The sequence below is a fragment of the Cupriavidus sp. IK-TO18 genome, assembly GCF_015549295.1.
In the GTDB taxonomy this organism is placed as follows: Bacteria; Pseudomonadota; Gammaproteobacteria; order Burkholderiales; family Burkholderiaceae; genus Cupriavidus; species Cupriavidus oxalaticus_A.
In genome coordinates this window covers 19,671-44,127 of record NZ_JADGMP010000032.1, presented here as the reverse complement: position 1 = coordinate 44,127, position 24,457 = coordinate 19,671, and the positions used below count along the sequence as shown (strand labels likewise).

Sequence of the window (24,457 nt, the reverse complement as noted above, 5' to 3'; positions counted from 1 at the left end):
ACCACAGGAGGAGACGCGATGCACAAGGACAAGAAAGGACGGCGGGCCTGGCTCGCCGCGATGGCAGCCGGCGCCGGATGCGCACTGGCTCTGTGGGGCGGCGCCGCGCTGGCCGCCTATCCGGACCGGCCGCTCAAGCTGGTGGTGCCGTACACGCCGGGCGGCTCGACCGACCAGTTCGGACGCGCGCTCGCCGACGGCATGTCGCGACAGCTGGGCCAGACCGTGGTGGTGGAAAACCGCCCCGGCGCCGCCACCATGATCGGCACCAACAGCGTGGCACGCGCGCCCGCCGACGGCTACACCATGGTGCTGGCGACCAACGGCAGCATGGTGCTGAACCCCATGCTGTACAAGAAGATCAGCTACGATCCGCCCAAGGACTTCAAGATCTTCACGATTGGTGCCGAGGCGCCGCTGGTGGTGGTGACCAACACCCAGGTGCCGGCCGGCAACATCAAGGAATTCGCGGCCTACGCCAAGTCGTCCGGCGGCAAGCTCAACTATGCATCGGTGGGGCTGGGCAACGCGCTGCAGCTGGCCACCGAGATGCTCAAGACCGAGCTCGGCATCAACGTCACGCATGTGCCCTACAACGGCAGCGCGCCCGCGCTGGCGGCGCTGCTGGCCAACGACGTGCAACTGATGGTCGATGTGGTCAGCACCTCGCTGCCGCATATCAAGGCCGGCAAGCTCAAGGCGCTGGCGGTCACCGGCCGCACCCGGCTGGAGGTGCTGCCCAACGTGCCGACCGTGGCCGAGAGCGGCTATCCCAATTTCCAGGCAGCGACGTGGTTCGGGCTGGCGGTGCCGGCGCAGACGCCGCCTGAAGCCGTAGCCAAACTGCAGGCGGCCGCTTCGCACGTGCTGAAGGACCCGCAGTTCCGCGCGACCTTCAGCGCGCTCGGGCTGATCGTGCAGCCGCCGCGCACGCAGGCGGAGATCGACCGGTATATCGAGGCGGACCGGGAGCATTGGGGGAAGGTGATCAAGGCGAACAATATTTCGCTGGACTGAGTACGCTGGCTTTCGCTGACTGAGGCTTTGCTCCCCTCTCCCACTTCGCGGGAGGGGAGCGTTCACCACGGGCGGCAGCTTACTCAATTGCTCGCGAGCCGATCACCGGCCACCCTTGGCCCACGCCGCAACGATGGGCGTATAGTTCTCGCTGATCCCGGCCGTGCAAGTCCCGTCACCGCGCCGAATGCCCCAGCAACGCCCCCCGTGTCATGACCGAGCGCGAGCCCACCGATCCTAAAGATCCCGATTCCGCCAATCCGTCATCCGCGGAGCCGGGGCAGCGTCCAGACGCCGAGGCCCAGCCTGACCCCACCGCACCGCATCCCGATCCCCGCCTGCTGAACAAGCTCACCCGCCGCGCCCGCGTTGCCGCCTCGCGCAAGTCGCGCCAGGCCAGCCGCATATCGCGCACCACGCTGCGCTACACGGTGTTCATGTTCGGCGCCGGTTGCGTTGGCCTGTTTTCGCTGGTGTTCGCATGGATCGCCGAGGTGGCGCTGCGTTGGAACCACCACCTGACGCAGGCCACGCCGTGGCTGGCGTTTGTAATGCTGCCGTTCGGGCTGGCAGCGCTGCGCTGGCTGACGATCCGCTTTGCGCCGCAGGCGCGCGGCAGCGGCATTCCGCAGGTGATCGCCGCGTTCACGTTGCCGCCGAATGGTCCGGCACAGACCGCGCTGGTGTCATTGCGGCAATCGATGTGGAAGGTGTTGCTGACCACGCTGGCATTACTGGCCGGCGCGTCGGTGGGCCGCGAAGGGCCATCGGTGCAGGTCGGCGCCGCGGGTATGCTGGCGTGGGGCCACTGGTGCCAGGAGAAACTGCGCTTCCGCATCGGCTTCCATCCCAATGCGCTGATCGCCGCGGGTGCGGCCGGCGGGCTGGCGGCCGCGTTCAATACACCGCTGGCCGGCGTGGTGTTCGCCATCGAGGAACTGGGGCGCGGCACCGCCGTGCGCTGGGACCGGCTGGTGCTGTCGGGTGTGCTGACCGCCGGTTTCCTGTCGCTGGCGGTGCTGGGCAACAACCCGTATTTCGTGGTCAAGGTGCCGATGCTGGTGTTGAGCAATGCGTGGGGCCCGGTTCTGGTGTGCGCGCTGCTCAATGGCGTGCTGGGCGGCTTCTTTGCCAAGGCGCTGGCCGGCGGCGTTTCCGGGCTGCTGCCCGCGCGCTGGGGCGGCCTGGCTACGCAGCATCCGGTGTGGGTGGCGTTCGGCTGCGGGCTGGTGGTGGCCGTGCTCGGCGTGGCGACCTCGGGCGCTACCTTTGGCACCGGCTACGAGCAGGCCGCGGCGCTGATCAACGGCGAGTCCCACGCCACGCTGTGGTTCGGCATCGCCAAGCTGGTGGCGACGGTGGTGTCCTACTTTGCCGGCATCCCGGGCGGGATCTTCACCCCCGCGCTGGCGATCGGCGCAGGCATCGGCCAGAACGTGGCGCAGTTCGTCACCGGCATGGCCGAGCCGCGCGTGCTGGCGCTGGTGTCGATGGCGGCGTTCCTGGCCGCGGCCACGCAGGCGCCCATCACCGCCAGCGTGATCGTGATGGAGATGACGCGCACGCAGGACCTGACCGTGTTCCTGCTGGCGGCGTCGCTGCTGTCGTCGTTTATCGCGCGGCAGTTCTCGCCGCGCCCGTTCTACCACCAGGTGAGCCACGGCTTCAGGCGCGAGGCGCAGGCGCTGGCAAGCAAGGCGCCAGCCTGAGAGTCGCACCGCGGCGCTATGTGCAGGAGCCGCCGGGGCGATCGGTTAAGCTAGCGCTCGCCCCGATCCGCAGGCTGTCAGGTGACTTTTGCGGCACGTACGCCGCAGCCCCGCTGCCATGCGTGAGCGGTGCCGCCCCCCGGCCCGTGGAACATCCCGGCCGGGGCGCGCTCCAACCCGGAGCCGATTTCCAGGAGTCAGACTTTGAAATTCCCCGTTGCCGGGCTGGCGCTCGCCGGCCTGCTGGGCGCCGCCGGCGCCATTGCCGCCCCCGCCGCCAAGCCCGCTGCCGCGGCAGCAGAATCCAAGACCGCCAAGACAGCCAGCAGCCCCGAAAACAGCGCGCTGGCGCCGCTGCTGGGCATGCTCGAGATCGGCAATCCGCTGCCCGCGCTGCCCGACTGCGCCGACAAGCGCTCGCCCGATGGCCGCGACGTGACCGCGTTCTGCGTGGAACTGAAGGGCGACGGCCTGGTGCGCCAGGTTGGCGTGCCGCGCGACAAGCGCCCGGGCTTCATGGATGGCCCGCACTTGGTGGCCTTTGTCGACCGCAATGCGCTGGTTGGCCTGGTGGTCCCGACCGCCGGCGCCAATTCGCAGCAGGCCGCCGTTGACAGCATCAACGCGCTGTATGGCAAGCCGTTCCGCCAGGAACAGGAAGAGATGCGCGACAAGGCCGGCAAGACCGTCAAGACGATCCATGCCGGGTGGACGAAGAGGCCACTGACCGTCGAGCTGTATGCGATGCCGGAAGACCCGGCCACCGGCACCATCGAGATGCTGCTGCCCCAGGCGCGCGCGCTGATGGCGGAAAAGGATGCAGAGGTGGACGGCAAGTTGAACCCCGCATCGGCGCCCGCGGCGAAAGGCAAGGCTGACAAGCCTGAAAAGACCGAAAAGGCGGCCGCCAAGCCGCCTGCCAAGCCGGTCAATCCCGGCAGCTGGTAAGCAGCGCGAGGCTGTGGCGGCCCGCGGCCGTCACAGGCCTTCCATCACCTTGTCCAGCCCCCGCACCACGCCGCGCACGGTGTGGACCTTGCGGATCGCCAGCAGCGCGCCGGCGACATAGGGCTTGGAGCCGTCGCCGGCCTCGTGCTTGAGGTGCAGGCGCTGGCCGTCGGCGCCGAAGATCACCTCCACGCCGAGCTGGTAGCCTGGCAGCCGCACCGCGTGCACCTGCGTGCCCGACATGGTCGCGCCGCGGGTTTCCTTCGGGCCGTTGACCTGGTCCACCGGCACCGCCTGCGCGGCGGTCTTGACCTGGCCGAGCCGGTAGGCCAGTTCGCGCACCGTGCCCGACGGCACGTCGACCTTGCCGGCCTTGGCGTAGTCGATGATCTCCCAGTGTTCCAGGTGGCGCGCCGCCATCTCGGCAAACTTCTGCAGCAGCACCACGGTGATGGCGAAATTGCCGCATGCCAGCACGCCGCGCTCGGCCTGGCGCGCGGCCGCGTCGATCTCCGCGTAGTCCTCGTCGGTCAGCCCCGAAGTGCCCACCACCACGTGCGCGCCGTGCGCCAGTGCCTGCAGGATGTTGTGCTTGGCGATGGCCGGCTTGGTGTACTCGACATAGACGTCATAGGGCGTCTGTCCCAGCGCTTCGATGCTGGCAGCAGCCACGCCCGGCGTGTCGGCATGGCCGGTCAGCTGCGCCAGCGGCTGCCCGGCGGCGCCGCGCGACAGGCCTGCCACCAGCGCCATGTCGGAGGCATGCGCCACGCCGCGCGCCAGTTCACCGCCGGCCCAGCCGGTCACGCCGCCTACGGCGACACGGATCGGATTGCTCATTGGATATCTCCGCTTTGGCTTGTTCGGTCTGCGAGCATACCGCTTCAGCCGGCAGCGCGCCGGCGGTCCAGCTTGCGCGCCAGCACGATCGAGGTGGTGGTGTGGTTCACGCCGTCGAGCATGCCGATCTCGTCCAGCAGCCGGTCCAACCGGTCGTGCGTGTCGCAACGGATCGCCACCAGGTAATCGACCGGCCCGCTGACCGAGTTGACCTCTTCGATCTCGGGCAGGCGCTGCAGCGCGCGCAGGATCGCCGGCGCGGCCTTGGGCTGCACCGAGAGCCCGCAATAGGCCAGGATCACGTTGTCTTCCATCTTCTGCCCCAGGCGCACGCCATAGCCTGCGATCACGCCGCTGCGCTCCAGCCGGGCAATGCGGGCGACCACGGTGGTGCGGGCGATGCCCAGCTGCCGTGCGAGGTTGGCGGCGCTTTCGCGCGCATTCGCCTGCAGCAACGACAGCAAATGGCGGTCGGTCACGTCGAGTTCGGTCATAACGTCGGACAGGTTCGTCGGTTCGTTCGATTATGGCGGGTTTTCGTCGTTCTTGTGCCTTCATTCCGTCGCAGCCGCTATCCATACTCCAGTCACGGGACAACCTTTCTTGTGGACGGAGGCACCATGCAACCCTCGAACCTGGGCCGGCAGGCCCCACCAGACCTGCCCAAGGCGAAACGCCCGCTGCATGTGACGGTGCTGGGCGCAGGCAAGATCGGGCGCACCATTGCCGCCATGCTGCATGACACCGGCGACTACCGCGTCAGCGTGGTCGACCATGACGCGCGCCGCCTCGACGGCCTGCCGCGGGGCGTGCTGGCGCGCGCCGGCGATCCTACCGAGCCGGGCACCTGCGCCGCGCTGCTGGCCGGCGCCGACGCGGTGCTCAATGCGCTGCCTTTCCACGCCGCCATCGCCGTGGCCTCGGTCGCGGCGCGCCTGGGCGTGCATTACTTCGACCTGACCGAGGACGTGGCCGCCACCCATGCGATCCGCCAGCTGGCGCAGAACGCGCGCTCTGTGCTGATGCCGCAGTGCGGGCTGGCGCCGGGCTTTATCGGCGTGGTCGGGAATGACCTGGCGCGGCGCTTCCTGCGTGGCGGCGGCGAGCTGCTGGACCTGCAGATGCGGGTCGGCGCGCTGCCGCGCTACCCCAGCAACGCGCTCAAGTACAACCTGACCTGGAGCACCGAGGGACTGATCAACGAATACTGCAACCCGTGCGAAGCCATCGTCGACGGCCGCCGCGTCGAACTGCCGGCGCTGGAAGGGCTGGAAAGCTTTGCGCTGGACGGTATCGAGTACGAAGCCTTTAATACATCTGGGGGCCTTGGCACGCTGCCCGAGACGCTGGCCGGGCGCGCGCGCCACGTCGACTACAAGTCCATCCGCTACCCCGGCCACTGCGCGCTGATGAAGCTGCTGCTCAACGACCTGCGCCTGCGCGAGCGCCGCGACTGGCTGCGCGAGATCTTCGACCGCGCCATCCCGGTGACCGAGCAGGACGTGGTGATCGTGTTCGCCACCGCCACCGGCTACCCGGCCGGCGGCGAACGCGGGCGCGGGCCGCTGACGCAGGCTTCGTTCTCGGCGCGCATCGGCGGGGTCGACAACAAGGACGGGCACCTCAACGCGATCCAGCTGACCACCGCGGCGGGCATCTGCACCGCGCTGGACATGGTAGCCACCGGCGCGTTGCCGCAGGCCGGCTTCGTGCGCCAGGAGACGATGCCGCTCGACGCCTTCCTCAAGAACCGCTTCGGCCGCCACTACACGCAGCATCCGCTGCAGGAGACCCACGTATGAAAGCGCAAGAGTTTGCAGCCTGCTGGGATTCGCTGGGCCTGCCGCGCCCATGGCAGGACGGCACGCCTGCCGGCGCGGTGACGGTGCGCTCGCCGGTAGACGGCGAGGCCATCGGCCATGTGCCGGCCTGCACGCCGGCGCAGGCCGATGCGCTGATCGCGCGCGCGCACGCGGCGCAGAGCACCTGGGCGCTGCTGCCGGCACCGGCACGCGGCGAGATCGTGCGGCGCTACGGCGAGGTGCTGCGCGAGCACAAGCCCGCGCTCGGCCGGCTGGTGTCGCTGGAATCCGGCAAGATCCTGCAGGAAGGGCTGGGCGAGGTGCAGGAGATGATCGACATATGCGACTTCGCCGTGGGCCTGTCGCGCCAGCTGCACGGGCTGACCATCGCCTCGGAGCGTCCGCAGCATGCCATGCGCGAGACCTGGCATCCGTACGGCCTGTGCGGCGTGATCTCGGCCTTCAATTTCCCGGTGGCGGTGTGGGCGTGGAACGCGGCGCTGGCGCTGGTGTGCGGCAACGGCGTGCTGTGGAAGCCGTCGGAGAAGGTGGCGCTGTGCGCGCTGGCCGCGCACGGGCTGCTAGAGCGCGTGCTGGCTGCGGCGGCGCCGCAGCATGCCGGCATCACCGCGGTGCTGCCGGGCGGGCGCATGCTTGGCAACCACCTGGTGCAACACGCGGCGGTGCGGCTGGTCAGCGCGACCGGCTCTACCCGCATGGGTCGCGAGGTCGGCATCGCCTGCGCCGGGCAGTTCAAGCGCAGCATTCTCGAGCTGGGCGGCAACAACGCCGCCATCGTCGCACCTTCGGCCGATATCGAGCTGGCGGTGCGGGCCATCACCTTTGCAGCGGCGGGCACGGCGGGCCAGCGCTGCACCACGCTTCGCCGCTGCTTCGTCCATGCCGACCTGATGGATACCATGGCGAGCCGGCTGGTCACGGTGTTCGACCGGCTGCCGGTCGGCGATCCGCTCGACGACGGCACGCTGATCGGCCCGCTGATCGACAACGCCGCGGGCGACGCCATGGCCAACGCGCTTGCCGCGTGCCGCGCGCAGGGCAATATCGTCACTGGCGGCGAACGGCTGCTGGCCGCGCGCTTCCCGCATGCCTGCTACGTGCGGCCGGCGCTGGTGATGACCGACGTGCAGCACGACACCATGCTGACCGAGACCTTCGCGCCGATCCTGTACCTGATGCCGTACACCAGCTTCGACGAGGCGATCGCGCTGAACAATGCCGCCGCGCACGGGCTGTCGTCGTGCATCTTCACCGAGTCGATGCGCGAGGCCGAGCGCTTCCTGTCGTCGTCGGGCAGCGACTGCGGCATCGCCAACGTCAATATCGGCACCAGCGGGGCGGAGATCGGCGGCGCCTTCGGCGGCGAGAAGGCGACCGGCGGCGGGCGCGAGTCGGGATCGGATGCGTGGAAGGGGTATATGCGCCGGGCGACCAACACCATCAACTACGGCGATTCATTGCCGCTGGCGCAGGGGATCAGGTTCGAGATCTGAAGGCGGCATCACGAGCGCCGTAGGGAACGGTAACAAGCCTTACATGCCTTTGACGCCGTATTACGCAAACTGCCCGTATAACGTCAGCAGGGCAGGCACATGCCCGTTTCCGGCCCTGAGGCCCCCTAGGAAAACACCATGAAACTGCTGACGATTGGACTGGCTGCCGCGGCGGCATCGGTCACCCTGCTGGGCGGCTGCGCCGTCTATCCCACTCCCGCCGGTCCCGCCGTGGGTCCCGCGCCGGTCTATGTTGCCCCCGCGCCGGTCGTGGTCGCTCCGCGGCCGTATTACTACGGCGGCTACGGCTACTACGGCCGTGGCTATCGTCGTTGGTAATGACAGCTGGAATGACAGCTGGAATGACAGCAGCACCGCCGCGATTGCCGGAGGTTGCGGCAAGGTAGGCAGGATTGAAGCAACGGCGGGGAGCCCGGCAACAGCGTTCAGTTGCCGCCCGCCGCGTCACCGGGCCGGGCGTTGAGCCCGCCCCAGCTGGGCGTGAGCGTCTGGCCGATCTCGGGCAGGTCGACCAGGTCCAGCACCCGGCCGACCGTATGGTCGACCAGCTCGGCAATGCTTTGCGGCTTCTGGTAGAAGCCCGGCACCGGCGGGAACACGATCCCGCCCATTTCCGTCACCGCCGTCATATTGCGCAGGTGCGCAAGGTTCAGCGGCGTTTCCCGCACCATCAAGACCAGCTTGCGCCGCTCCTTCAGCGTGACGTCGGCGGCGCGCGCGATCAGGTTATCCGACAGGCCATGCGCGATCGCGGCCAGCGTGCGCATGGAGCAGGGCGCCACCACCATCGCGTGGGCGCGGAACGAGCCGCTGGCAATGGTGGCGCCGATATCGCGCACGTTGTGCACGACACTGGCCAGCGCTTCCACCTCGGCACGGCCGATGTCGAGCTCGTGCTGCAGGTTCATCACGCCGGCCGGCGAAATCAGCAGGTGGGTTTCCACCGCGGGCGCCGCGCGCAGCACCTGCAGCAGGCGCACGCCGTAGATGGCGCCGGTGGCGCCCGTGATCGCGACGATCAGCCGCCGCGGTGGTACAGACCCCGCCGTGGCCGGCGGGGCAGCGCTCACGGGCATGGCGGGCTCAGCCCTTCAGCAGGGTTTGCAGCTCGCCGTTCTGGTACATCTCCATCATGATGTCCGAGCCGCCGATGAACTCGCCGTTCACGTAGAGCTGCGGGATGGTCGGCCAGCTGGCGTATTCCTTGATGCCCTGGCGGATGCTGTCGTCGTCCAGCACGTTGACCGTGGTCGGCGCGTCGACGCCGCAGGCCTTCAGGATCTGGATGGCGCGGCCCGAGAAGCCGCACATCGGGAACTGCGCGGTGCCCTTCATGAACAGGACTACCGGGTTGCCCTTGACGATCTGGTCAATCTTTTGCTGCACGTCGCTCATGGTCTGCTTTTCAGTTGGATGGCGCCGCCGTCGGGCGCCGCCTGGGAAAAGGGATGCCGCGCGGCAAGCCACGCGGCGGGAATCTGCCGCCGATTTTACCGGAATCGCCGGCGGGCTTCAGGCTTGCGCCCCAGACCAGCGTCCGCCGGTGCAGCGCTCCTGGCCGGCGAGGTCGCGCGCGGTGAAAACGTCTGTAAAGCCGGTCTCCTGCAGGAGCGCGCGCGTCGCCTGGGCCTGGTCGTAGCCGTGCTCCATCAGCAGCCAGCCGCCCGGCAGCAGCCGTTGCGGCGCGCCGTCGACGATGGTGCGCAGGTCGGATAGGCCGTCCTGGTGGTCGGTCAGCGCATCGATGGGCTCGAAGCGCAGGTCGCCTTCGGCCAGGTGCGGGTCGCCCGCGGCGATATAAGGCGGGTTGCTGACGACCAGGTGGAAGCGCAGCCCGGGCGGCAGCGCGGCGTACCAGTCCGATACCAGGAAGTTGATACGGTCGGCGCCAAGCGCGCTGGCGTTGTCCTGCGCCACCATCAGCGCGCCGGGCGAGATATCGGTCGCCCATACCTGCGCATCGGTGCGTTCTCGCGCCAGCGTCACGGCCAGGATGCCCGAGCCGGTGCCCAGGTCCAGCACCAGCGGGCGGGGCACGTCGGCCAGCCGGGCCAGCGAGGCTTCGGCGGCGATCTCGGTGTCGGGGCGCGGGATCAGCACATCGGGCGTGACGCGGAACTTGCGGCCGAAGAATTCGCGCTCGCCCAGCAGGTAGGCCATCGGCTCGCCAGCGAGGCGCCGCGCCAGCAGCGTGGCAAAGGCATCGCGCTGGGCCAGCGTGAGCGTGTCGGTATCGCGCGTGATCAGCTGCGTGCGGGTGAGGCCGGTCACGTGCGTCAGCAGCATGCGCGCTTCCAGCGTGGGCAGGCCCACCATGGCAGCGAGGGTCTGGGCTTCGCGCAGCGTTGGCGTGGCCGGCAGCGCGGCAGTGTTAGGGGAAGACATCGGGTAGGGACGGTTCTGTTGCCGGCCACAAAAAACCCCACCGGCGCAGGGCCTGGCGGGGCTTTGAGGCGGGATCTCCGGCGTTTCGCCAAGTGTACCGCCCATCGGAGGCGGGCGGCTGAAAGCCCCCCGCCGGCACGATTACTTATTGACGGCGTCCTTGGCCTTGTCGGCGCCGGCATTGACGGCGTCCTTGGCTGCCTGCTTGGCATTGGCCATGGCGCTGCCGGCTTCTTCCTTGGCCTTCTCGGCGGCAACCTGCGCGCTCGAAGCGGCATCGCTGGCGGCAGCCCTGGCGGCGTCGGCAGCGCTGCCAGCTGCTGCGGCGGCGTCGCTGGCAGCGGCCTTGGCGGATTCAGCGGCGCTTTGCATGGCGCTGTCGGCGCTGGAAGCTGCGGGGGCTTCTTCCTTCTTGCTGCAAGCGGCCATGGCTGCGGTGATCATCAACAGCGCGAGCAGTTTTTTCATGATTTCGTCCTAGGAAATGTTTTGGGAGAGACTCACCCGGCACCATTCTCCGTTTGCCGGTCGAAATCGATTATAGACAGCGCGTTTACCCCTACCAGTGCTGTTTCAAGCATTTACAAGAAATACAAAGTCTTGTGGGACGTTACGCGCTGTTCGCGCACGAAGCGGGCCTGAGCGGTGCTTAAGCCGCTTATGCGTCCTCGCCGAGCGCGGCCAGCTGGTCCGCCTGGTGCTCCGCGGCCAGCGACGACAGCAGCTCGTCCATGTCGCCGTCCATGATCATGTCGATCTTGTAGAGCGTCAGGTTGATGCGGTGGTCGGTCACGCGGCCCTGCGGGAAGTTGTAGGTGCGGATGCGGTCGCTGCGGTCGCCCGAGCCGATCAGGTTGCGCCGCGTGCTGGCTTCCTTCGCCTGGGCGGCGCGGGTCTGCATGTCCTTGATGCGCGCGGCCAGCACCTTCATCGCCTTGTCCTTGTTGCGGTGCTGCGACCGGTCGTCCTGGCACTCGACCACGATGCCGGTCGGCAGGTGGGTCAGGCGCACGGCCGAATCGGTCTTGTTCACGTGCTGGCCGCCGGCGCCCGAGGCGCGGAAAGTGTCGATGCGCAGGTCGGCCGGATTGATCTCGACCTCGCCGACCTCATCGGCTTCCGGCATCACCGCCACCGTGCAGGCCGAGGTATGGATGCGCCCTTGTGCCTCGGTGGCGGGCACGCGCTGCACGCGATGGCCGCCGGATTCAAACTTCAGCTTCGAAAACGCGGCATCCCCGGCGATCCGCACGATGACTTCCCGGAAGCCGCCCAGGTCGGACTCGGACTCGCTCATGATCTCGACCTGCCAGCGCTGGCGCTCGGCGTAGCGCGTGTACATCCGCAGCAGATCTGCGGCGAACAGCGCGCTTTCTTCGCCGCCGGTGCCGGCGCGGATTTCGAGCAGCAGGTTGCGGTCGTCGTTGGGATCCTTGGGCAGCAGCAGGCGCTGCAGGCTCTGCTCCAGCGCTTCCAGCCGCTCGCGCGCGCTGGCGATCTCGTCGGCGGCGAAGTCCTTCATCTCGGGATCGTCCAGCAGCGCCTGCGCGGTGCCCAGGTCGTCCTGCGCCTGGCGGTATTGCCCGTACTGCTCGGCCACCGGCGACAGCTCGGCATGCTCGCGGCTGAGCTTGCGGTACTGGTCGATGCTGGCGGTCGCGTCTTCGCGCGCGAGCAGGGCGTTGACTTCATCGAGTCGCTCGGCCAGTTGGTCGAGCTTGGCAAGCATGCTGGCTTTCATCGGGATGCGGGGGAATGGAGGGAGGCCAGTGGGCCGGGGCTGCCGGAATGCGGCGGCGGCGTGCCAGCGCGGTCGGCGTGCGGCAAGACCGGAGCGCGGCTAGCGCTCGGAGTGGCTGCTGTGGCGGAACAGGCCCGGCACCAGGCGCAGCAGCGCCTCGCGGTCTTCGCCCTGGGTGTGGTTCAGCGCGTGGGTCGGGCCGTGCAGGAACTTGCGGGTCAGTGCGCCGGACAGGGCTTCGAGCACCGCCTCGGGGTCGTCGCCGCGTGCCAGCATGCGGCGCGCGCGTTCCAGCTCGGCCTGGCGGATGGCTTCGCCGCTGGTCTGCAGCTCGCGGATGACCGGCACCACGCTGCGCGTTTCGAGCCAGTGCATGAAGTTCTGCACGCGGCTTTCGATGATGGCTTCGGCCTGCGCGACGGCGGCCTGGCGCAGCGCGTTGCCTTCGCGCACGATCGCGCCGAGGTCGTCGACGGTGTACAGGAAGACGTCGTCCAGGCGCGCGACCTCCGGTTCCACATCGCGCGGCACGGCCAGGTCGACCATCATGATCGGGCGGTGCTTGCGGCGCTTGACCGCGCGCTCCACCGCGCCCAGGCCGATGATCGGCAGCGAGCTGGCGGTGCAGGACACCACGATGTCGAATTCATGCAGCCGCTCGCCCAGGTCGGTCAGGCGGATCGCCTGCGTGATCAGGCCCTGGCCAGACAATTGCTCGGCCAGTTTCTCGCCGCGCTCGACGGTGCGGTTGGCCACCACGATCTGGCGCGGCTGCTGCGCGGCGAAGTGGGTCGCGCACAGCTCGATCATCTCGCCCGCGCCGATAAACAGCACGCGCTGGGTCGAGACGCTTTCAAAAATCCGTTGCGCCAGCCGCACCGCGGCGGCGGCCATCGATACGGAATGCGCGCCGATCTCGGTCTGGCCGCGCACTTCCTTGGCCACCGCGAAAGTGCGCTGGAACAGCTGGTTCAGGTACGTCCCCAGCGAGCCGGCCTCGCCGGCGGTGCGCACCGCGTCCTTGAGCTGGCCCAGGATCTGGGTCTCGCCCAGCACCATCGAATCCAGCCCGCTGGCCACGCGGAAGGCGTGGCGCACGGCTTCGGACTGCGGCAGCGCGTACAGGTGCGGGGCCAGGTCGCCGGCCGGCACGTTGTGGTGCTGCGACAGCCACCGCAGGGTGTGCTCGAAACCTTCCTGGCCCGGCTTCAGGACGTCGGTGGCGCAGTAGATCTCGGTGCGGTTACAGGTGGAAAGGATGGCGGCTTCGGTGCCGCTGCGGCCGGACAGGTGCTCGCGCAGCGCTCCCAGTGCCGGTTTGATCTGCTCGAGCGGAAACGCCACCCGCTCGCGCAGCGAGACTGGTGCCGTCGTGTGGTTGATGCCGATCGCGAGCAGTTGCATTTGTTGGGGACAGGTACGATCCGGAGCGTGGCCGGACCGGTTGCCATTATACCGCCGGCACCACAGATTGCAGGCGCATACCCAGTATGCGTCGCAGCCGTCTGGTTTGCAGTATCGTTACGACGCAGCCGGATGCGGCTGTGATTCAGGCTACACAGGAGAATTGGATGCTGGGCACTTTGATCGTGGGTTTGCTGGTGGGACTGGCTGCGCGCCGGCTGCATCCGGCAGGACGCGTCGTGACCCTGCCGGCCGCGCTGGTGCTGGGCGCGGCGGGCGCGGCGGCCGCTTTCTACGGTGGCCGCGCGCTGCACCTGTTCGTCGACGGGCAGCTCAGCAGCTGGCTGGCGGTGATTGCCGGCGCCGCCATCCTGGTCGGCGCCTGGGGAGCCGTCCGGCCGCGCGGACGGTAAGGACAGAACCGACGCGGCGGCCTGGAATCTGCGCGCCGCTTGATCCTGGTCAGGTGCGCACGGGATCCGCTTCAGCCCGCGCGGCCAGCAGCCGGCGCAGCACGCCATTGGAATAGTGGCTGGCCACCTCCTTCAGGAATGCCGCGAAATCCACATGGGCGGTATCGTCCGCCCGGTCCGACACCGTGCGCATGACCGCGTACGGGACGCCGTATTCATGGCACACCTGCGCCACCGCGGCGCCTTCCATTTCCACCGCCAGCAGGCCGGGCAGCCGCTCGCGCAGTTCCGCCACCGCAGCCGGGGCCCCGATAAACTGGTCGCCGCTGGCGATCATGCCCTTGTGCAGCCCCGGCGTGGCCACGCCGAAGCGGGCCAGCACCTCGGGCGGCACGTCGGCGCCCAGGTCGAGGCGCAGGAAATCCGCCGCGGCGCCTTCCAGTTCGGCGGTCAGCGCCGGGTCGGCCGGGAACTCGGCGCGGTCCAGCAGCGGCACTTCATGGCGGCCGAAGAACGGGCGCGCGTCGAGGTCGTGCTGGATCGTCCGGTCCGCGATGACGATGTCGCCGACATTGGTGTCGGCGCCGACGCCGCCCGCCAGCCCGGTAAACACCACCTGGGTGGCGCCGAACTCCCGGATCAGCGTGACCGTGGTCGCCGAGGCTGCCACCTTGCCCATGCGCGCCAGCACCAGCACGCACGGCTGGCCGTACAGGTTGCCGACGTAGTAGTCGCGCATGCCGATGGTGTGCACCGTGGCGCGGCTGTCGTCGTGGCGCATCGCGGCCACCAGGCCGTCGACTTCATCGTGGATGGCGGCAAGGATTCCCAGGGTCATGGGGCAGGCGGAGTGGAAGGCGAAACCCAGAGCATACCGGCGCCCATGCGGCAGGCATAGCGCCGGCACGCCGCAAGGTGCGGCCCGGGCTGCGCTTTGCTAAAGTCCCACGCATCGGGGCACGCAAGGGCGAGCATGCAAACCTCCACCGTGGCAAACGGCGAACGGCGCGCCATCCGCCAGGCGCTGGCCGACTGGCGCGCACGCGGACGGCTGGCTGCCGAGGCGATCGCCGCCCCCTGGGCACGCACCGAGCCGGCCGCTACCGACTGGCGCCGCTGGCTCGACCAGGCGCTGATGGCGCTGGGCACCGCCCTGCTATGCGCCGGCGTGATCGTCTTCTTTGCCTTCAACTGGCAAGACCTGCACAAGTTCTCCAAATTTGGCTTGCTCGCCGCCGCCATCACGGTGCTGGCAGCGTTCGCGTGGCTGCGACCCGCCGCCGACGCCGCCGGCCGCGCCGCGCTCGGGGGCGTGCAGGTGCTGTCCGGCGCGCTGCTCGCCGTGATCGGCCAGACCTACCAGACCGGCGCCGATGCCTGGCAGCTGTTTGCGCTGTGGGCGCTGCTGGCGGTGCCGTGGGCGCTGGCGGCGCGCGCTGCGCCGCACTGGTGGCTGGTGCTGGTGGTCGGCAACGTGGCGCTGCTGCGCTACTTCAGCATCCGTTTCGGCATGGAAGGCCTGTTTGCGCTGCTGTTCGACAGCCGCTACCTGCGCACCGCCACGCTGGCGTTGCTGGGGGCGGTGCTGCTGCAACTGGCGCTGTGGCACCTGCTGGCCGCCCGCGCGTCCGGGCTGGGCTTCCGGGGACAGACCGGCAGCCGCCTGCTGGCTGCGCTGGCCTGCGTGCAGGCCGGCTCGCTGGGCCTGACCAGCCTGTTCGACAGCCGCTTCGATGCGGCATCATTCGTGGTTGCGCTGGCCGTGCTGGCAGGTCTGGCGTGGTGGTACCGGCAACGCGCCTTCGATATCGTCGTGCTGAGCCTGACCTGCCTGACCGGCATCGTGCTGGTGGTGGCCGGACTCGGCAAGCTGCTGTTCGAGGGCAAGGGCGACTTCGGCGCATTCCTGCTGCTCGGGCTGGTCACCATTGGCCTGGCCGCAGGCGCGGCGGCGTGGCTGATGCGCGCTTATCGCGCTCAACTGCGCGCCCAACCGGAGCAGGCATGAGCACCACCTTGCAGACCGAGCAACGGCTCTGGCAGGAACTGGCCGCGCGCGGCGCGGTGCAGGGCGAATGCCCGGAGCACAGCCACGCGCCGTGGGCGGTGCGCTGCCTGATGGGCGCGGCCGGCTGGCTTGGCGCCTTGTTTTTCCAGATGTTCCTGGTTGGGACGGTGTTCGTGGCCGCGCGCGAGAACGGCATCGCCATGGCCGTGACCGGGCTGGCCATGATCGCGCTGGCCGCGTTGCTGTACTGGCGTGGCGGCGGGATCGCGGCGAGCCAGTTCGCGCTGGCGGTCAGCCTGTGCGGGCAGGGGATGGCGGTGTATGGGCTGGTGGAGGCGCTTGGCTTTGCGCGCGTGACCGGGACCGCCGGATTCTGGGCCGGCATCGCGCTGTTCGAAGGCGTGCTGGTGTTGCTGGTGCCCAACCGGTTGCACCGGCTGCTGTGCGGGCTTGGCGTGTGGATCGGGCTGGCGGGCGCACTGCATCTTGCCCTGCCGCACGGATCCTCCGATGACTGGCGCGCGCTGACGTGGACGCTCGGCTGGCTGGCGCCGCTGGGCTGCGCGCTGGTGACCGCCTTCACGCTGGCAGAGGCGCGCGTGTGCGCGGCGGGGCGGCATGCACTGCTGGAGCCGCTCGCCGATGCCACGCTGCTGGCCGCGCTCGCCATGGCGCTGGTGGTGACCGGGATGAGTCATCCGATGACGTGGCTGTTCGGTCCGGAGGCGGGGCGGCTGTCGGTCGCGCACTGGATGGGGGGCGCGCTGCTGACGCTGGTGCTGGCGGGGTTTTCCCTGGCCGAGTGCCGCCGCCTGGCCACTGGCTCCGCCATGCAGGCGGCAGTGCTCGCCGGCACGCTCGCCTTTGGCGCACTGATGGCCGCGGCGCCTGCCGTCGTGGCCGGCGCGCTGGCGCTGGCACTGGCCCTGCGCCGGGCTTCCATGGCCTGGATGGGCTTGGGCGTCACCGCCATTGCCGTCGGCTTCGTCTGGTACTACAGCGCGCTGCACTGGACCCTGCCGGCCAAGTCCGTCACGCTGGCAGCGGCGGGTGTGCTGTTGCTGGCCGGGCGCCACTGGCTGCTGCGCGGTCGCACCGGCAAGGAGTTCGCATGAAGCGCTGGATCGTGACCGCCTGGGCGCTGACCCTGGCGCTGGCCGCCGCCGGCATCGCCGGCAAAGAAACGCTGCTGGCACGCGGCGACACCGTCTTGCTGCGGCTCGCGCCGGTCGATCCGCGATCGCTGATGCAGGGCGACTACATGGCGCTGAACTTCGCCATCGGCAACCAGATCCGCACGGCGCAGGGGCCGGCGCAGCGCCCGCCGCGCGACGGCGTGGCGGTGATCCGGCGCGACGCGCAGGGCGTGGCCAGCTTCGTGCGGCTGCATGACGGCGGGCCGCTGGGCGTGGGCGAGCAGTTGCTGCGCTTCCAGGCGGCGCGGTCGCGCTGGGGCGGGGCGCAGGTGCAGGTGTCGACCGATGCGTATTTCTTCCAGGAGGGGCAGGGCGAGCGCTTTGCCCAGGCCATGTACGGGGAGTTCCGCGTGGGCGCGGACGGCCAGGCGCTGCTGGTGGGGCTGCGGGGGAAGGAAATGGAAAAGCTGTGAAGCGGCGGGCGGTTCCCCCGCGCCCGGCAGAAAACAAAAAACCCGCGAAATCGCGGGTTTTTTGGCGTCGGGGGCTGGCTCAGACGTTGAACAGGAAGTTCAGCACATCCCCATCCTTCACCACGTATTCCTTGCCTTCCGCCCGCATCTTGCCGGCTTCCTTGGCGCCGGTCTCGCCCTTGAACGAGATGTAGTCGTCGAAGGCAATGGTCTGCGCACGGATAAAGCCGCGTTCGAAGTCGGTATGGATCACGCCGGCCGCCTTGGGCGCCGTGTCGCCGACATGGATGGTCCAGGCGCGCACTTCCTTCACGCCGGCAGTGAAGTAGGTCTGCAGGCCAAGCAGCTTGAAGCCGGCGCGGATCACGCGGTCCAGGCCCGGCTCTTCCATGCCCAGGTCGGCCAGGAATTCGGCCTTGTCGGCGTCGTCCAGGTCGGCGATCTCGGCTTCGATGGCGGCGCACACGGCTACCACCGGCGAATTGGTCTGCTTGGCGTACTCGCGCACTGCGTCCAGGTGCGGGTTGTTCTCGAAGCCGTCTTCACGCACGTTGGCGACATACATGGTCGGCTTGGCGGTGATCAGGCAGAACGGACGGATGGCGTCCCATTCTTCCGGGGCCAGGTCGAGGGTGCGCACGGCCTTGGCCTGGTCGAGCACGGCTTGCGCCTTTTCCAGCACGGCGACCAGGCGCTGCGCTTCCTTGTCGCCGGCGCGGGCCGGCTTGATATAGCGGGCCAGGGCCTTTTCCACGGTGGCCAGGTCGGCCAGTGCGAGTTCGGTGTTGATGACCTCGATGTCCGACAGCGGATCGACCTTGCCGGCCACGTGGATCACGTTGTCGTCTTCGAAGCAGCGCACCACGTGGGTGATGGCATCGGTTTCGCGGATATTGGCCAGGAACTGGTTGCCCAGGCCTTCACCCTTGGAAGCGCCCGCGACCAGGCCGGCGATGTCGACGAACTCGACCGTGGCCGGCAGGATGCGCTCAGGCCTGACGATCTCGGCCAGGCTGGCGAGCCTCGGATCCGGCACTTCGACCACGCCCACATTGGGCTCGATCGTGCAGAACGGATAGTTTTCGGCGGCGATGCCGGCCTTGGTCAGGGCATTGAACAGCGTGGACTTGCCGACGTTGGGCAGGCCGACGATGCCGCATTTGAGGCTCATGGTCTTGTCTTAGAAATCAAGGGTTTGCAGGATGCGGTCCGGTGCCGGGCGGGCTGGCGACGGGCGCCTGGCGGGGCCAGTGGCGGGACTGCATCGGACGAGACAAACACGTCACATCGAGCGCGGGCTCGACGGCTATACGGGGTCTGCCACGGAAAACGGCAATTGTAACCCTATCGGGCCTCCGGGTTGCTGGCCGGTCGCCGTTCCACCCGCATATAAAACAAGACGGCCAGGAAAGTCTTCCTGGCCGTTGCGTGAGCGCCGCTTCCGCTCAATCGAGGTTCACGACGTTCATGCGCCGTCCGTGAACTGGTCCCGCTTATCCGTCGTCTTGGCGCCGTCCGTAAACATGTCGCGCCTGTCGATTGCCCTTGCACCATCCAGGAATACATCCCGCCGGTCGATTGACCGTGCTCCATCCGAATACACATCGAACTTGGAGACCTTGGCGCCGTCGGTATAAACGTCCCGCGGGCCAGTCGTGCCTCCGAATGCCGATCCCCCTGCAACCGCGATACCAACCGCGGCAATCCAAAGCGCCCTCTTCATTGCTCCACCTCCCTTCAGGTGGTTCGTCCCCGGTCAGAAACAATTCGTTTCAATATAGGCTGTGCGTTTCCGAACTTTGACCCACGCACCGACAGTTTTGTCATATGCCTAATGACCTGAGGAAATAATGAGCGGCCGCGCCCGAAGGGCCCCGGAGTGACGTGGCTATAATCCAGCCATGACCCGATCCCACGCGTCCGCGCGCACCGCTGCGCGCAATTCTTCCGCTTTCCAGGTGGCCGTCGTCGGCGGCGGCATCGTCGGCAAGTCCTGTGCCTTGTTGCTGGCCCAGCAGGGCATGGACGTGGCGCTGGTGGCGCCGAAGCCGCCCCGCGGCGTCGGCCGCGCGCCAGCCGAGGATTGGGACAGCCGTATCTATGCCTTCTCCGCCAGCTCGCAGGCGCTGCTGGAGCGGATGCGCGTGTGGGAGGCGCTGGACCCGGCTCGCATCCAGCCGGTGCGCGACATGCGTGTCTTTGGCGACGTCAGCGCCGCCGAGACCTCGCCCAGCCTGGACGGCGACCTGCATTTCTCCGCGTACGCCGCGGCGGTGCCGCAACTGGCGTGGATCATCGAATCCGGCCATGTCGAGCGCGCGCTCGACACCGCGCTAGGCTTCCAGCACCAGGTGACCTGGCATGACGGCACCGCCACCGTATGCGAGCGCGATCCGGAGGGCATTACCCTGACGCTGGACAACGGCAACAAGCTGCGCACGGCGCTGGCGATCGGCGCCGACGGCGCGCGCTCGTGGCTGCGCCAGCAGTGCCATATCGGCGTCAGCACGCGCAAGTACCGCCAGCTTGGCGTGGTCGCCAACTTTGCCTGCGAGCGTCCGCACCACGAGACCGCCTGGCAGTGGTTCCTGGGCGCGCCGGAAAAGCTGATGGCCGACGAAGAGCCTGCCAACGGCGAGGTACTGGCGATGCTGCCGCTGCCGGGCAACCATGTCTCGATGGTCTGGTCGGCAGACGAAGCGCACGCGCGCGACCTGCTCGCGCTCTCGCCCGAGGCGCTTGCCGCCACCGTGATGCAGGGCGCCGCCGGCGCGGTCGGCAGTCAGTTCGGCACGTTGCGCTGCGTGACGCCGGCGCAGGGCTTCCCGCTGGTGCTGCAGCGCGCCGACCAGTTCGTGCAGCCGCACGTGGCGCTGGTCGGCGACGCCGCCCACGTGGTGCACCCGCTGGCGGGGCAGGGCATGAACCTGGGCCTGCGCGATGTGGCGGAACTTGGCCGCGTGATGGCCGACAAAGAACCTTTCCGCAGCGAGGGCGACCTGCGCCTGCTGCGCCGCTACGAGCGCGCGCGCGCCACCGACCTGCTGTCGCTGACCGCGGCCACCGACGGGCTGCACCGGCTGTTCTCGCTGCCCGGCGGCGTGGCGCGGGTGGTGCGCAACACCGGCATGCGCGCGGTAGGCGGCCAGCCGCTGCTCAAGCGTTTCCTGATCGGGCGCGCGCTCGGCTGACGCCGCCACCGCGCCCCGAACGATCACCCGATCACCGAACACCCCTGGAGTCCACATGTTCCAATTCCTGCGCCGCCACCCTGTCCGCAGCGCCACCGTCACCGCCGTCGTTGGCGGCCTGGCCGCGGCCGGCTTTGCCCTGCATGCCATGGCGGCGGGTGAACCCGGCACCGACCGCATCAAGGAGTCGCTGCAGAAGGTGCTGGGCGGCCGCGCCGAGGTGAAAAGTGTCAGCAAGACTCCGGTGCCGGGGCTATTCGAGGCCAATATCGGCGGGCAGGTGGTCTACACCGACAGCACCGGCCGCTACATCCTCAACGGCGAGATGATCGACACCCGCACCGGCACCAACCTGACCGAAGAGCGGATGGCCGAGATCAACCGCATCAAGTGGTCGGACCTGCCGCTGGCGCGCGCGATCAAGTGGACCAAGGGCGATGGCAGCCGCCAGATCGCGGTGTTCTCCGACCCGAACTGCGGCTACTGCAAGCGCATCGAGCAGACCTTCCAGCAGATGGACAACATCACCGTGTACACCTTCCTGTACCCGGTGCTGTCGCCCGACTCGGAAACCAAGGCCAAGCAGGTCTGGTGCGCGGCCGACCGCACCAAGGCGTGGCGCGACTGGATGCTCAAGCAGGTCGCGCTGACCGGCAACGGCAGCTGCCAGACGCCGTTGCAGGAAAACCTGGCGCTGGGCCATAGCATGAACGTGACCGGCACGCCGGCAGTGTTCTTCATGGATGGCACCCGCATCCCGGGCGCGGCCGACGTGGCCACGCTGGAGAAGAAGCTCGCCAGCATCAAGAAATAAGCGCGCGCCGGCCCCGTCCCGGCTTGATCGACGGCCGGACTTGTCCGGCCGTTCTGCTTTCCGCATTCCCCTCATTCCCAAGCGATCGCCGCCAGGCGACTAGGAGACACCATGACGTTCCAGGCATTGCTGCTGACCCAGGCCGACGGCGCCACCCAGGCCAATCTGGCCACGCTAGACGAAGCGCAGTTGCCCGCCGATGGCGACGTGCTGGTCGCCGTGGACTACTCCACCATCAACTTCAAGGACGGCCTGGCGATCACGGGCCGCTCGCCGGTGGTGCGCAAGTGGCCGATGGTGGCGGGCATCGACGGCGCCGGCACGGTGCTGGAATCGTCCAGCGCGCGCTGGCAGGCCGGCGACAAGGTGGTGCTGAACGGCTACGGCGTGGGCGAGACCCACTGGGGCTGCCTGGCGCAGCGCGCGCGGCTGAAGGGTGACTGGCTGGTGCGCCTGCCCGATGCCTTCACCACGCGCCAGGCCATGGCGATCGGCACCGCCGGCTATACCGCGATGCTGTCGGTGCTGGCGCTGGAGCGCGGCGGCGTCAACGGCCCGGTGCAGCCTGGCGATGGCGAGGTGCTGGTGACCGGCGCTTCCGGCGGCGTGGGCTCGGTCGCGATCGCGGTGCTGAGCAAGCTGGGCTACAAGGTGGTGGCGTCGACCGGCAAGACCAATGAAGCCGACTTCCTGAAGGCGCTGGGCGCTGCCGATGTCATCGACCGCGCCGAGCTTGGCGCGCCCGGCAAGCCGCTGCAGAAGGAGCGCTGGGCCGCGGTGGTGGATTCGGTCGGCTCGCATACCCTGGTCAACGCGTGCGCGCAGGTGCGCTACGGCGGCGTGGTGACGGCGTGCGGGCTGGCGCAGGGGATGGACTTCCCGGCATCGGTGGCGCCGTTCATCCTGCGCGGCGTTACGCTGCACGGCATCGACAGCGTGATGGCGGCCATGCCGCTGCGCGAGCGCGCGTGGCAGCGGCTGGCGAGCGACCTGGAGCCGGATCGCCTGAACGCGATCACGCGCGAGATCGGGCTGGCCGAGGCGATCGACGCCGGCCGCAGGATCGTGGAAGGCGGCATGCGCGGCCGCGTGGTGGTCGACGTCAATCGTGCCTGAGCGGCGACCGGCTGCTTCACCAGCGTCGGCGAGGCCAGCGGTGCGCCGACGTTACAATCCTGCCCATGACGCCGATCCGCTACGCCATCGCCCCGCTTGCGCCTGAGGCGCACCTGTTTGCCGTCACCGTCACGGTGAGCGAGCCCGATCCCGCCGGCCAGCGCTTCACGCTGCCCGCGTGGATCCCGGGCAGCTACATGATCCGCGACTTCGCCCGCCATATCGTGCGCATCCGTGCCGATGCCGGCGGCCGCGAAGTCCCGCTGACCAAGCTCGACAAGCAGAGCTGGCAGGCCGCGCCGGTGAGCCTGTCGGACGGCCCGCTGATGCTGAGCTACGAAGTCTATGCCTGGGACCTGTCGGTGCGCGCCGCGCACCTGGACGCCACCCATGGCTTCTTCAACGGCAGCTCGGTGTTCCTGTGCGTCGAAGGCCAGGCCGAGCGGCCATGCACCGTCGATATCCACGCGCCCGAAGGCGAGGCCTACCGCGGCTGGCGTGTCGCCACCGCGATGCCGGAAGCGCCGGGCCGCGACGGCGCGAAGCGCTACGGCTTCGGCCGCTACCAGGTTGCCGACTACGACGAACTGGTCGACCACCCTGTCGAGATGGGCAACTTCCAGCTCGCCAGCTTCCGTGCCTGTGGCGCGCAGCACGACGTGGTCTTCACCGGCCGCGTGCCCAACCTCGACCTCGAGCGCGTGTGCCGCGACCTCAAGCGCATCTGCGAAAACCAGATCCGCCTGTTCGAACCCCGCAGCGCCGAGGCGCCGTTCCTGGACAGCAACCGCCGCTACGTCTTCATGACGATGGTCACCACCGACGGCTACGGCGGCCTCGAGCACCGCGCCAGCACCGCGCTGATGTGCGCGCGCAATGACCTGCCGGTGCGCGGCGACAGCGACACCAGCGAGGGCTATCGCACCTTCCTGGGCCTGTGCAGCCACGAGTATTTCCACACCTGGAACGTCAAGCGCATCAAGCCCGCCGCGTTCGTGCCGTACCGGCTGGCCGACGAAGCCTACACGCCGCTGCTGTGGCTGTTCGAGGGCTTCACCAGCTACTACGACGACCTGGTGCTGGTGCGCTCGGGCTGCGTGACCGAGGCGCAGTACGTCGAGATGCTGGGCAAGACCTGGAACGGCGTGCTGCGCGGCAACGGCCGCACCAAGCAGAGCGTGGCCGAAAGCTCGTTCGATGCCTGGACCAAGTACTACCGCCAGGACGAGAACGCGCCCAACGCCATCGTCAGCTACTACACCAAGGGGTCGCTGGTGGCGCTGGCGCTGGACCTGACCATCCGCGCCAAGTCGCGCGGACGGCGCTCGCTCGACGACGTCATGCGCGCGCTGTGGCGCCGCTACGGGCGCGGCTTCTATGCGCCCGGCGCGATGCAGCGCGGCGTGACCGAGCCGGAGGTGTATGCGCTGTTCGACGATGTGACCGGCCTGAAGCTGGGCAGCCTGCTGCGCTCGCTGACCGAAGGCACCGGCGAACTGCCGCTGGCGGCGCTGTTCAGGGACTTCGGCGTCAAGGCCGAGGCGCAGAAGCCGTCGCGCACCGCGGCGCTGGGCATCAAGGTCAAGACTGACGACGGCTGGGTACGCGTCACGCAGGTGCTGGACGGCGGCGCGGCGCAGGCCGCGGGCCTGTCGGCCGGCGACCTGCTGGTGGCCATCGACGGCCTGCGCGTGGCGCCCGGCCAGGTCGACAAGCTGCTGGGACGCTACCGCACCGGCGACCGCATCGACCTGCACGCCTTCCGCCGCGACGAGCTGCAGGTGCTGCCGGTCACGCTGGCGCGCGAGCCCGCGGCGCAGTTCAAGGTCAAGCTGGCGGACGGCCGGCATGCGGCGCGCTCGCGCTGGCTGGGCCAGTGACGTAGCGCAGCGATCCCCCACAACCCAGCCACCGCCCCGGCCGCA

The 24,457-nt window shown here is 68.9% G+C and carries 25 protein-coding genes; 14 read left to right on the top strand and 11 right to left on the bottom strand.

From position 1 onward, the window contains the following. The first annotated feature begins 18 nt into the window (after window positions 1–18). From IPF36_RS24745 to IPF36_RS24735, 3 genes are all read left to right on the top strand, one after another. Window positions 19–1,017, top strand: a complete 999-nt coding sequence (locus tag IPF36_RS24745; RefSeq protein WP_195431023.1) for a tripartite tricarboxylate transporter substrate binding protein — start codon at window positions 19–21, stop codon at window positions 1,015–1,017. 212 nt (window positions 1,018–1,229) lie between these two features. Next, window positions 1,230–2,726 carry a chloride channel protein gene (locus IPF36_RS24740; RefSeq protein WP_195431020.1) on the top strand — a complete coding sequence of 499 codons (1,497 nt, stop codon included), beginning with the start codon at window positions 1,230–1,232 and terminating at the stop codon, window positions 2,724–2,726. 204 nt (window positions 2,727–2,930) lie between these two features. After that, a complete protein-coding gene (locus IPF36_RS24735) occupies window positions 2,931–3,674 on the top strand; it encodes a hypothetical protein (RefSeq protein ID WP_133093497.1) in 744 nt (247 codons plus the stop codon). Window positions 3,675–3,704: 30 nt separating this feature from the next. Here the strand turns inward: IPF36_RS24735 and dapB are convergent, their stop codons facing one another. Next, window positions 3,705–4,514: a 4-hydroxy-tetrahydrodipicolinate reductase gene (gene dapB, locus IPF36_RS24730; protein WP_133093498.1), complete on the bottom strand. Its 810-nt coding sequence runs from the start codon at window positions 4,512–4,514 to the stop codon at window positions 3,705–3,707. Between the two features lie 44 nt (window positions 4,515–4,558). Further along, complete coding sequence (locus IPF36_RS24725; protein ID WP_029048352.1) at window positions 4,559–5,008, bottom strand: Lrp/AsnC family transcriptional regulator; 450 nt, start codon at window positions 5,006–5,008, stop codon at window positions 4,559–4,561. Between the two features lie 126 nt (window positions 5,009–5,134). Here IPF36_RS24725 and IPF36_RS24720 point away from each other — a divergent pair, with 126 nt between their 5' ends. From IPF36_RS24720 to IPF36_RS24710, 3 genes are all read left to right on the top strand, one after another. Continuing rightward, the gene (locus IPF36_RS24720; protein WP_133093499.1) at window positions 5,135–6,316 is read left to right on the top strand and encodes a saccharopine dehydrogenase C-terminal domain-containing protein; all 1,182 of its coding nucleotides are present in this window, start codon (window positions 5,135–5,137) and stop codon (window positions 6,314–6,316) included. Next, window positions 6,313–7,830 (top strand): aldehyde dehydrogenase family protein, encoded by a 1,518-nt coding sequence (locus tag IPF36_RS24715; protein ID WP_195431017.1) that lies wholly within the window; start codon window positions 6,313–6,315, stop codon window positions 7,828–7,830. Before IPF36_RS24720 ends, IPF36_RS24715 begins: the two co-directional genes overlap by 4 nt. A gap of 138 nt (window positions 7,831–7,968) precedes the next feature. After that, complete coding sequence (locus IPF36_RS24710) at window positions 7,969–8,169, top strand: hypothetical protein (RefSeq protein ID WP_174544891.1); 201 nt, start codon at window positions 7,969–7,971, stop codon at window positions 8,167–8,169. A 107-nt stretch (window positions 8,170–8,276) separates the two neighbouring features. On the opposite strand, the gene IPF36_RS24705 is transcribed toward IPF36_RS24710, so the two are convergent. From IPF36_RS24705 to hemA, 6 genes are all read right to left on the bottom strand, one after another. Continuing rightward, window positions 8,277–8,927, bottom strand: a complete 651-nt coding sequence (locus tag IPF36_RS24705) for a UbiX family flavin prenyltransferase (RefSeq protein WP_135706007.1) — start codon at window positions 8,925–8,927, stop codon at window positions 8,277–8,279. A 7-nt stretch (window positions 8,928–8,934) separates the two neighbouring features. Beyond that, on the bottom strand, window positions 8,935–9,246 hold the full coding sequence (grxD, locus tag IPF36_RS24700; protein WP_029048347.1) for a Grx4 family monothiol glutaredoxin: 312 nt from the start codon (window positions 9,244–9,246) through the stop codon (window positions 8,935–8,937). Window positions 9,247–9,363: 117 nt separating this feature from the next. After that, window positions 9,364–10,236, bottom strand: a complete 873-nt coding sequence (gene prmC, locus IPF36_RS24695) for a peptide chain release factor N(5)-glutamine methyltransferase (protein WP_240745902.1) — start codon at window positions 10,234–10,236, stop codon at window positions 9,364–9,366. Between the two features lie 141 nt (window positions 10,237–10,377). Then, window positions 10,378–10,704 carry a hypothetical protein gene (locus IPF36_RS24690; RefSeq protein ID WP_133093503.1) on the bottom strand — a complete coding sequence of 109 codons (327 nt, stop codon included), beginning with the start codon at window positions 10,702–10,704 and terminating at the stop codon, window positions 10,378–10,380. A gap of 190 nt (window positions 10,705–10,894) precedes the next feature. After that, complete coding sequence (prfA, locus tag IPF36_RS24685; protein ID WP_135706005.1) at window positions 10,895–11,977, bottom strand: peptide chain release factor 1; 1,083 nt, start codon at window positions 11,975–11,977, stop codon at window positions 10,895–10,897. Window positions 11,978–12,076: 99 nt separating this feature from the next. Then, entirely contained in the window at window positions 12,077–13,381 is a 1,305-nt protein-coding gene (gene hemA, locus IPF36_RS24680) for a glutamyl-tRNA reductase (protein WP_195431014.1), read from the bottom strand. Between the two features lie 167 nt (window positions 13,382–13,548). On the opposite strand from hemA, the gene IPF36_RS24675 reads away from it, so the two are divergent. Continuing rightward, on the top strand, window positions 13,549–13,794 hold the full coding sequence (locus IPF36_RS24675) for a hypothetical protein (RefSeq protein ID WP_133093506.1): 246 nt from the start codon (window positions 13,549–13,551) through the stop codon (window positions 13,792–13,794). A 49-nt stretch (window positions 13,795–13,843) separates the two neighbouring features. Here the strand turns inward: IPF36_RS24675 and IPF36_RS24670 are convergent, their stop codons facing one another. Further along, window positions 13,844–14,632: a 5'-methylthioadenosine/adenosylhomocysteine nucleosidase gene (locus tag IPF36_RS24670; protein WP_133093507.1), complete on the bottom strand. Its 789-nt coding sequence runs from the start codon at window positions 14,630–14,632 to the stop codon at window positions 13,844–13,846. A 135-nt stretch (window positions 14,633–14,767) separates the two neighbouring features. Between IPF36_RS24670 and IPF36_RS24665 the strand changes: the two genes are divergently transcribed. From IPF36_RS24665 to IPF36_RS24655, 3 genes are read left to right on the top strand one after another with little or no spacing between them, the layout of a single operon-like run. Then, window positions 14,768–15,802 carry a DUF2157 domain-containing protein gene (locus IPF36_RS24665; protein ID WP_195431012.1) on the top strand — a complete coding sequence of 345 codons (1,035 nt, stop codon included), beginning with the start codon at window positions 14,768–14,770 and terminating at the stop codon, window positions 15,800–15,802. Beyond that, on the top strand, window positions 15,799–16,917 hold the full coding sequence (locus IPF36_RS24660; protein ID WP_135706001.1) for a DUF4401 domain-containing protein: 1,119 nt from the start codon (window positions 15,799–15,801) through the stop codon (window positions 16,915–16,917). The genes IPF36_RS24665 and IPF36_RS24660 overlap by 4 nt, the downstream gene beginning before the upstream one ends. Continuing rightward, window positions 16,914–17,411, top strand: coding sequence for a GDYXXLXY domain-containing protein (locus IPF36_RS24655; protein WP_135706000.1), 498 nt, complete (start codon window positions 16,914–16,916; stop codon window positions 17,409–17,411). The genes IPF36_RS24660 and IPF36_RS24655 overlap by 4 nt, the downstream gene beginning before the upstream one ends. Window positions 17,412–17,490: 79 nt before the next feature. Here IPF36_RS24655 and ychF read toward each other — a convergent pair whose 3' ends face one another. Both ychF and IPF36_RS24645 read right to left on the bottom strand, forming a co-directional pair. Beyond that, the gene (gene ychF / locus IPF36_RS24650; RefSeq protein ID WP_133093511.1) at window positions 17,491–18,582 is read right to left on the bottom strand and encodes a redox-regulated ATPase YchF; all 1,092 of its coding nucleotides are present in this window, start codon (window positions 18,580–18,582) and stop codon (window positions 17,491–17,493) included. Window positions 18,583–18,876: 294 nt separating this feature from the next. Next, on the bottom strand, window positions 18,877–19,134 hold the full coding sequence (locus IPF36_RS24645; protein WP_135705999.1) for a hypothetical protein: 258 nt from the start codon (window positions 19,132–19,134) through the stop codon (window positions 18,877–18,879). A 178-nt stretch (window positions 19,135–19,312) separates the two neighbouring features. Here IPF36_RS24645 and IPF36_RS24640 point away from each other — a divergent pair, with 178 nt between their 5' ends. The 4 genes from IPF36_RS24640 to IPF36_RS24625 all read left to right on the top strand — a co-directional run bounded on the left by IPF36_RS24640 (window position 19,313) and on the right by IPF36_RS24625 (window position 24,412). Next, a complete protein-coding gene (locus IPF36_RS24640) occupies window positions 19,313–20,602 on the top strand; it encodes a UbiH/UbiF family hydroxylase (RefSeq protein ID WP_135705998.1) in 1,290 nt (429 codons plus the stop codon). A gap of 55 nt (window positions 20,603–20,657) precedes the next feature. Continuing rightward, window positions 20,658–21,416: a DsbC family protein gene (locus tag IPF36_RS24635; RefSeq protein WP_135705997.1), complete on the top strand. Its 759-nt coding sequence runs from the start codon at window positions 20,658–20,660 to the stop codon at window positions 21,414–21,416. A 111-nt stretch (window positions 21,417–21,527) separates the two neighbouring features. After that, a complete protein-coding gene (locus tag IPF36_RS24630; RefSeq protein ID WP_133093515.1) occupies window positions 21,528–22,532 on the top strand; it encodes an MDR family oxidoreductase in 1,005 nt (334 codons plus the stop codon). A gap of 65 nt (window positions 22,533–22,597) precedes the next feature. Next, window positions 22,598–24,412 (top strand): M61 family metallopeptidase, encoded by a 1,815-nt coding sequence (locus IPF36_RS24625; RefSeq protein WP_195431010.1) that lies wholly within the window; start codon window positions 22,598–22,600, stop codon window positions 24,410–24,412. The last annotated feature ends 45 nt before the right edge of the window (window positions 24,413–24,457 follow it).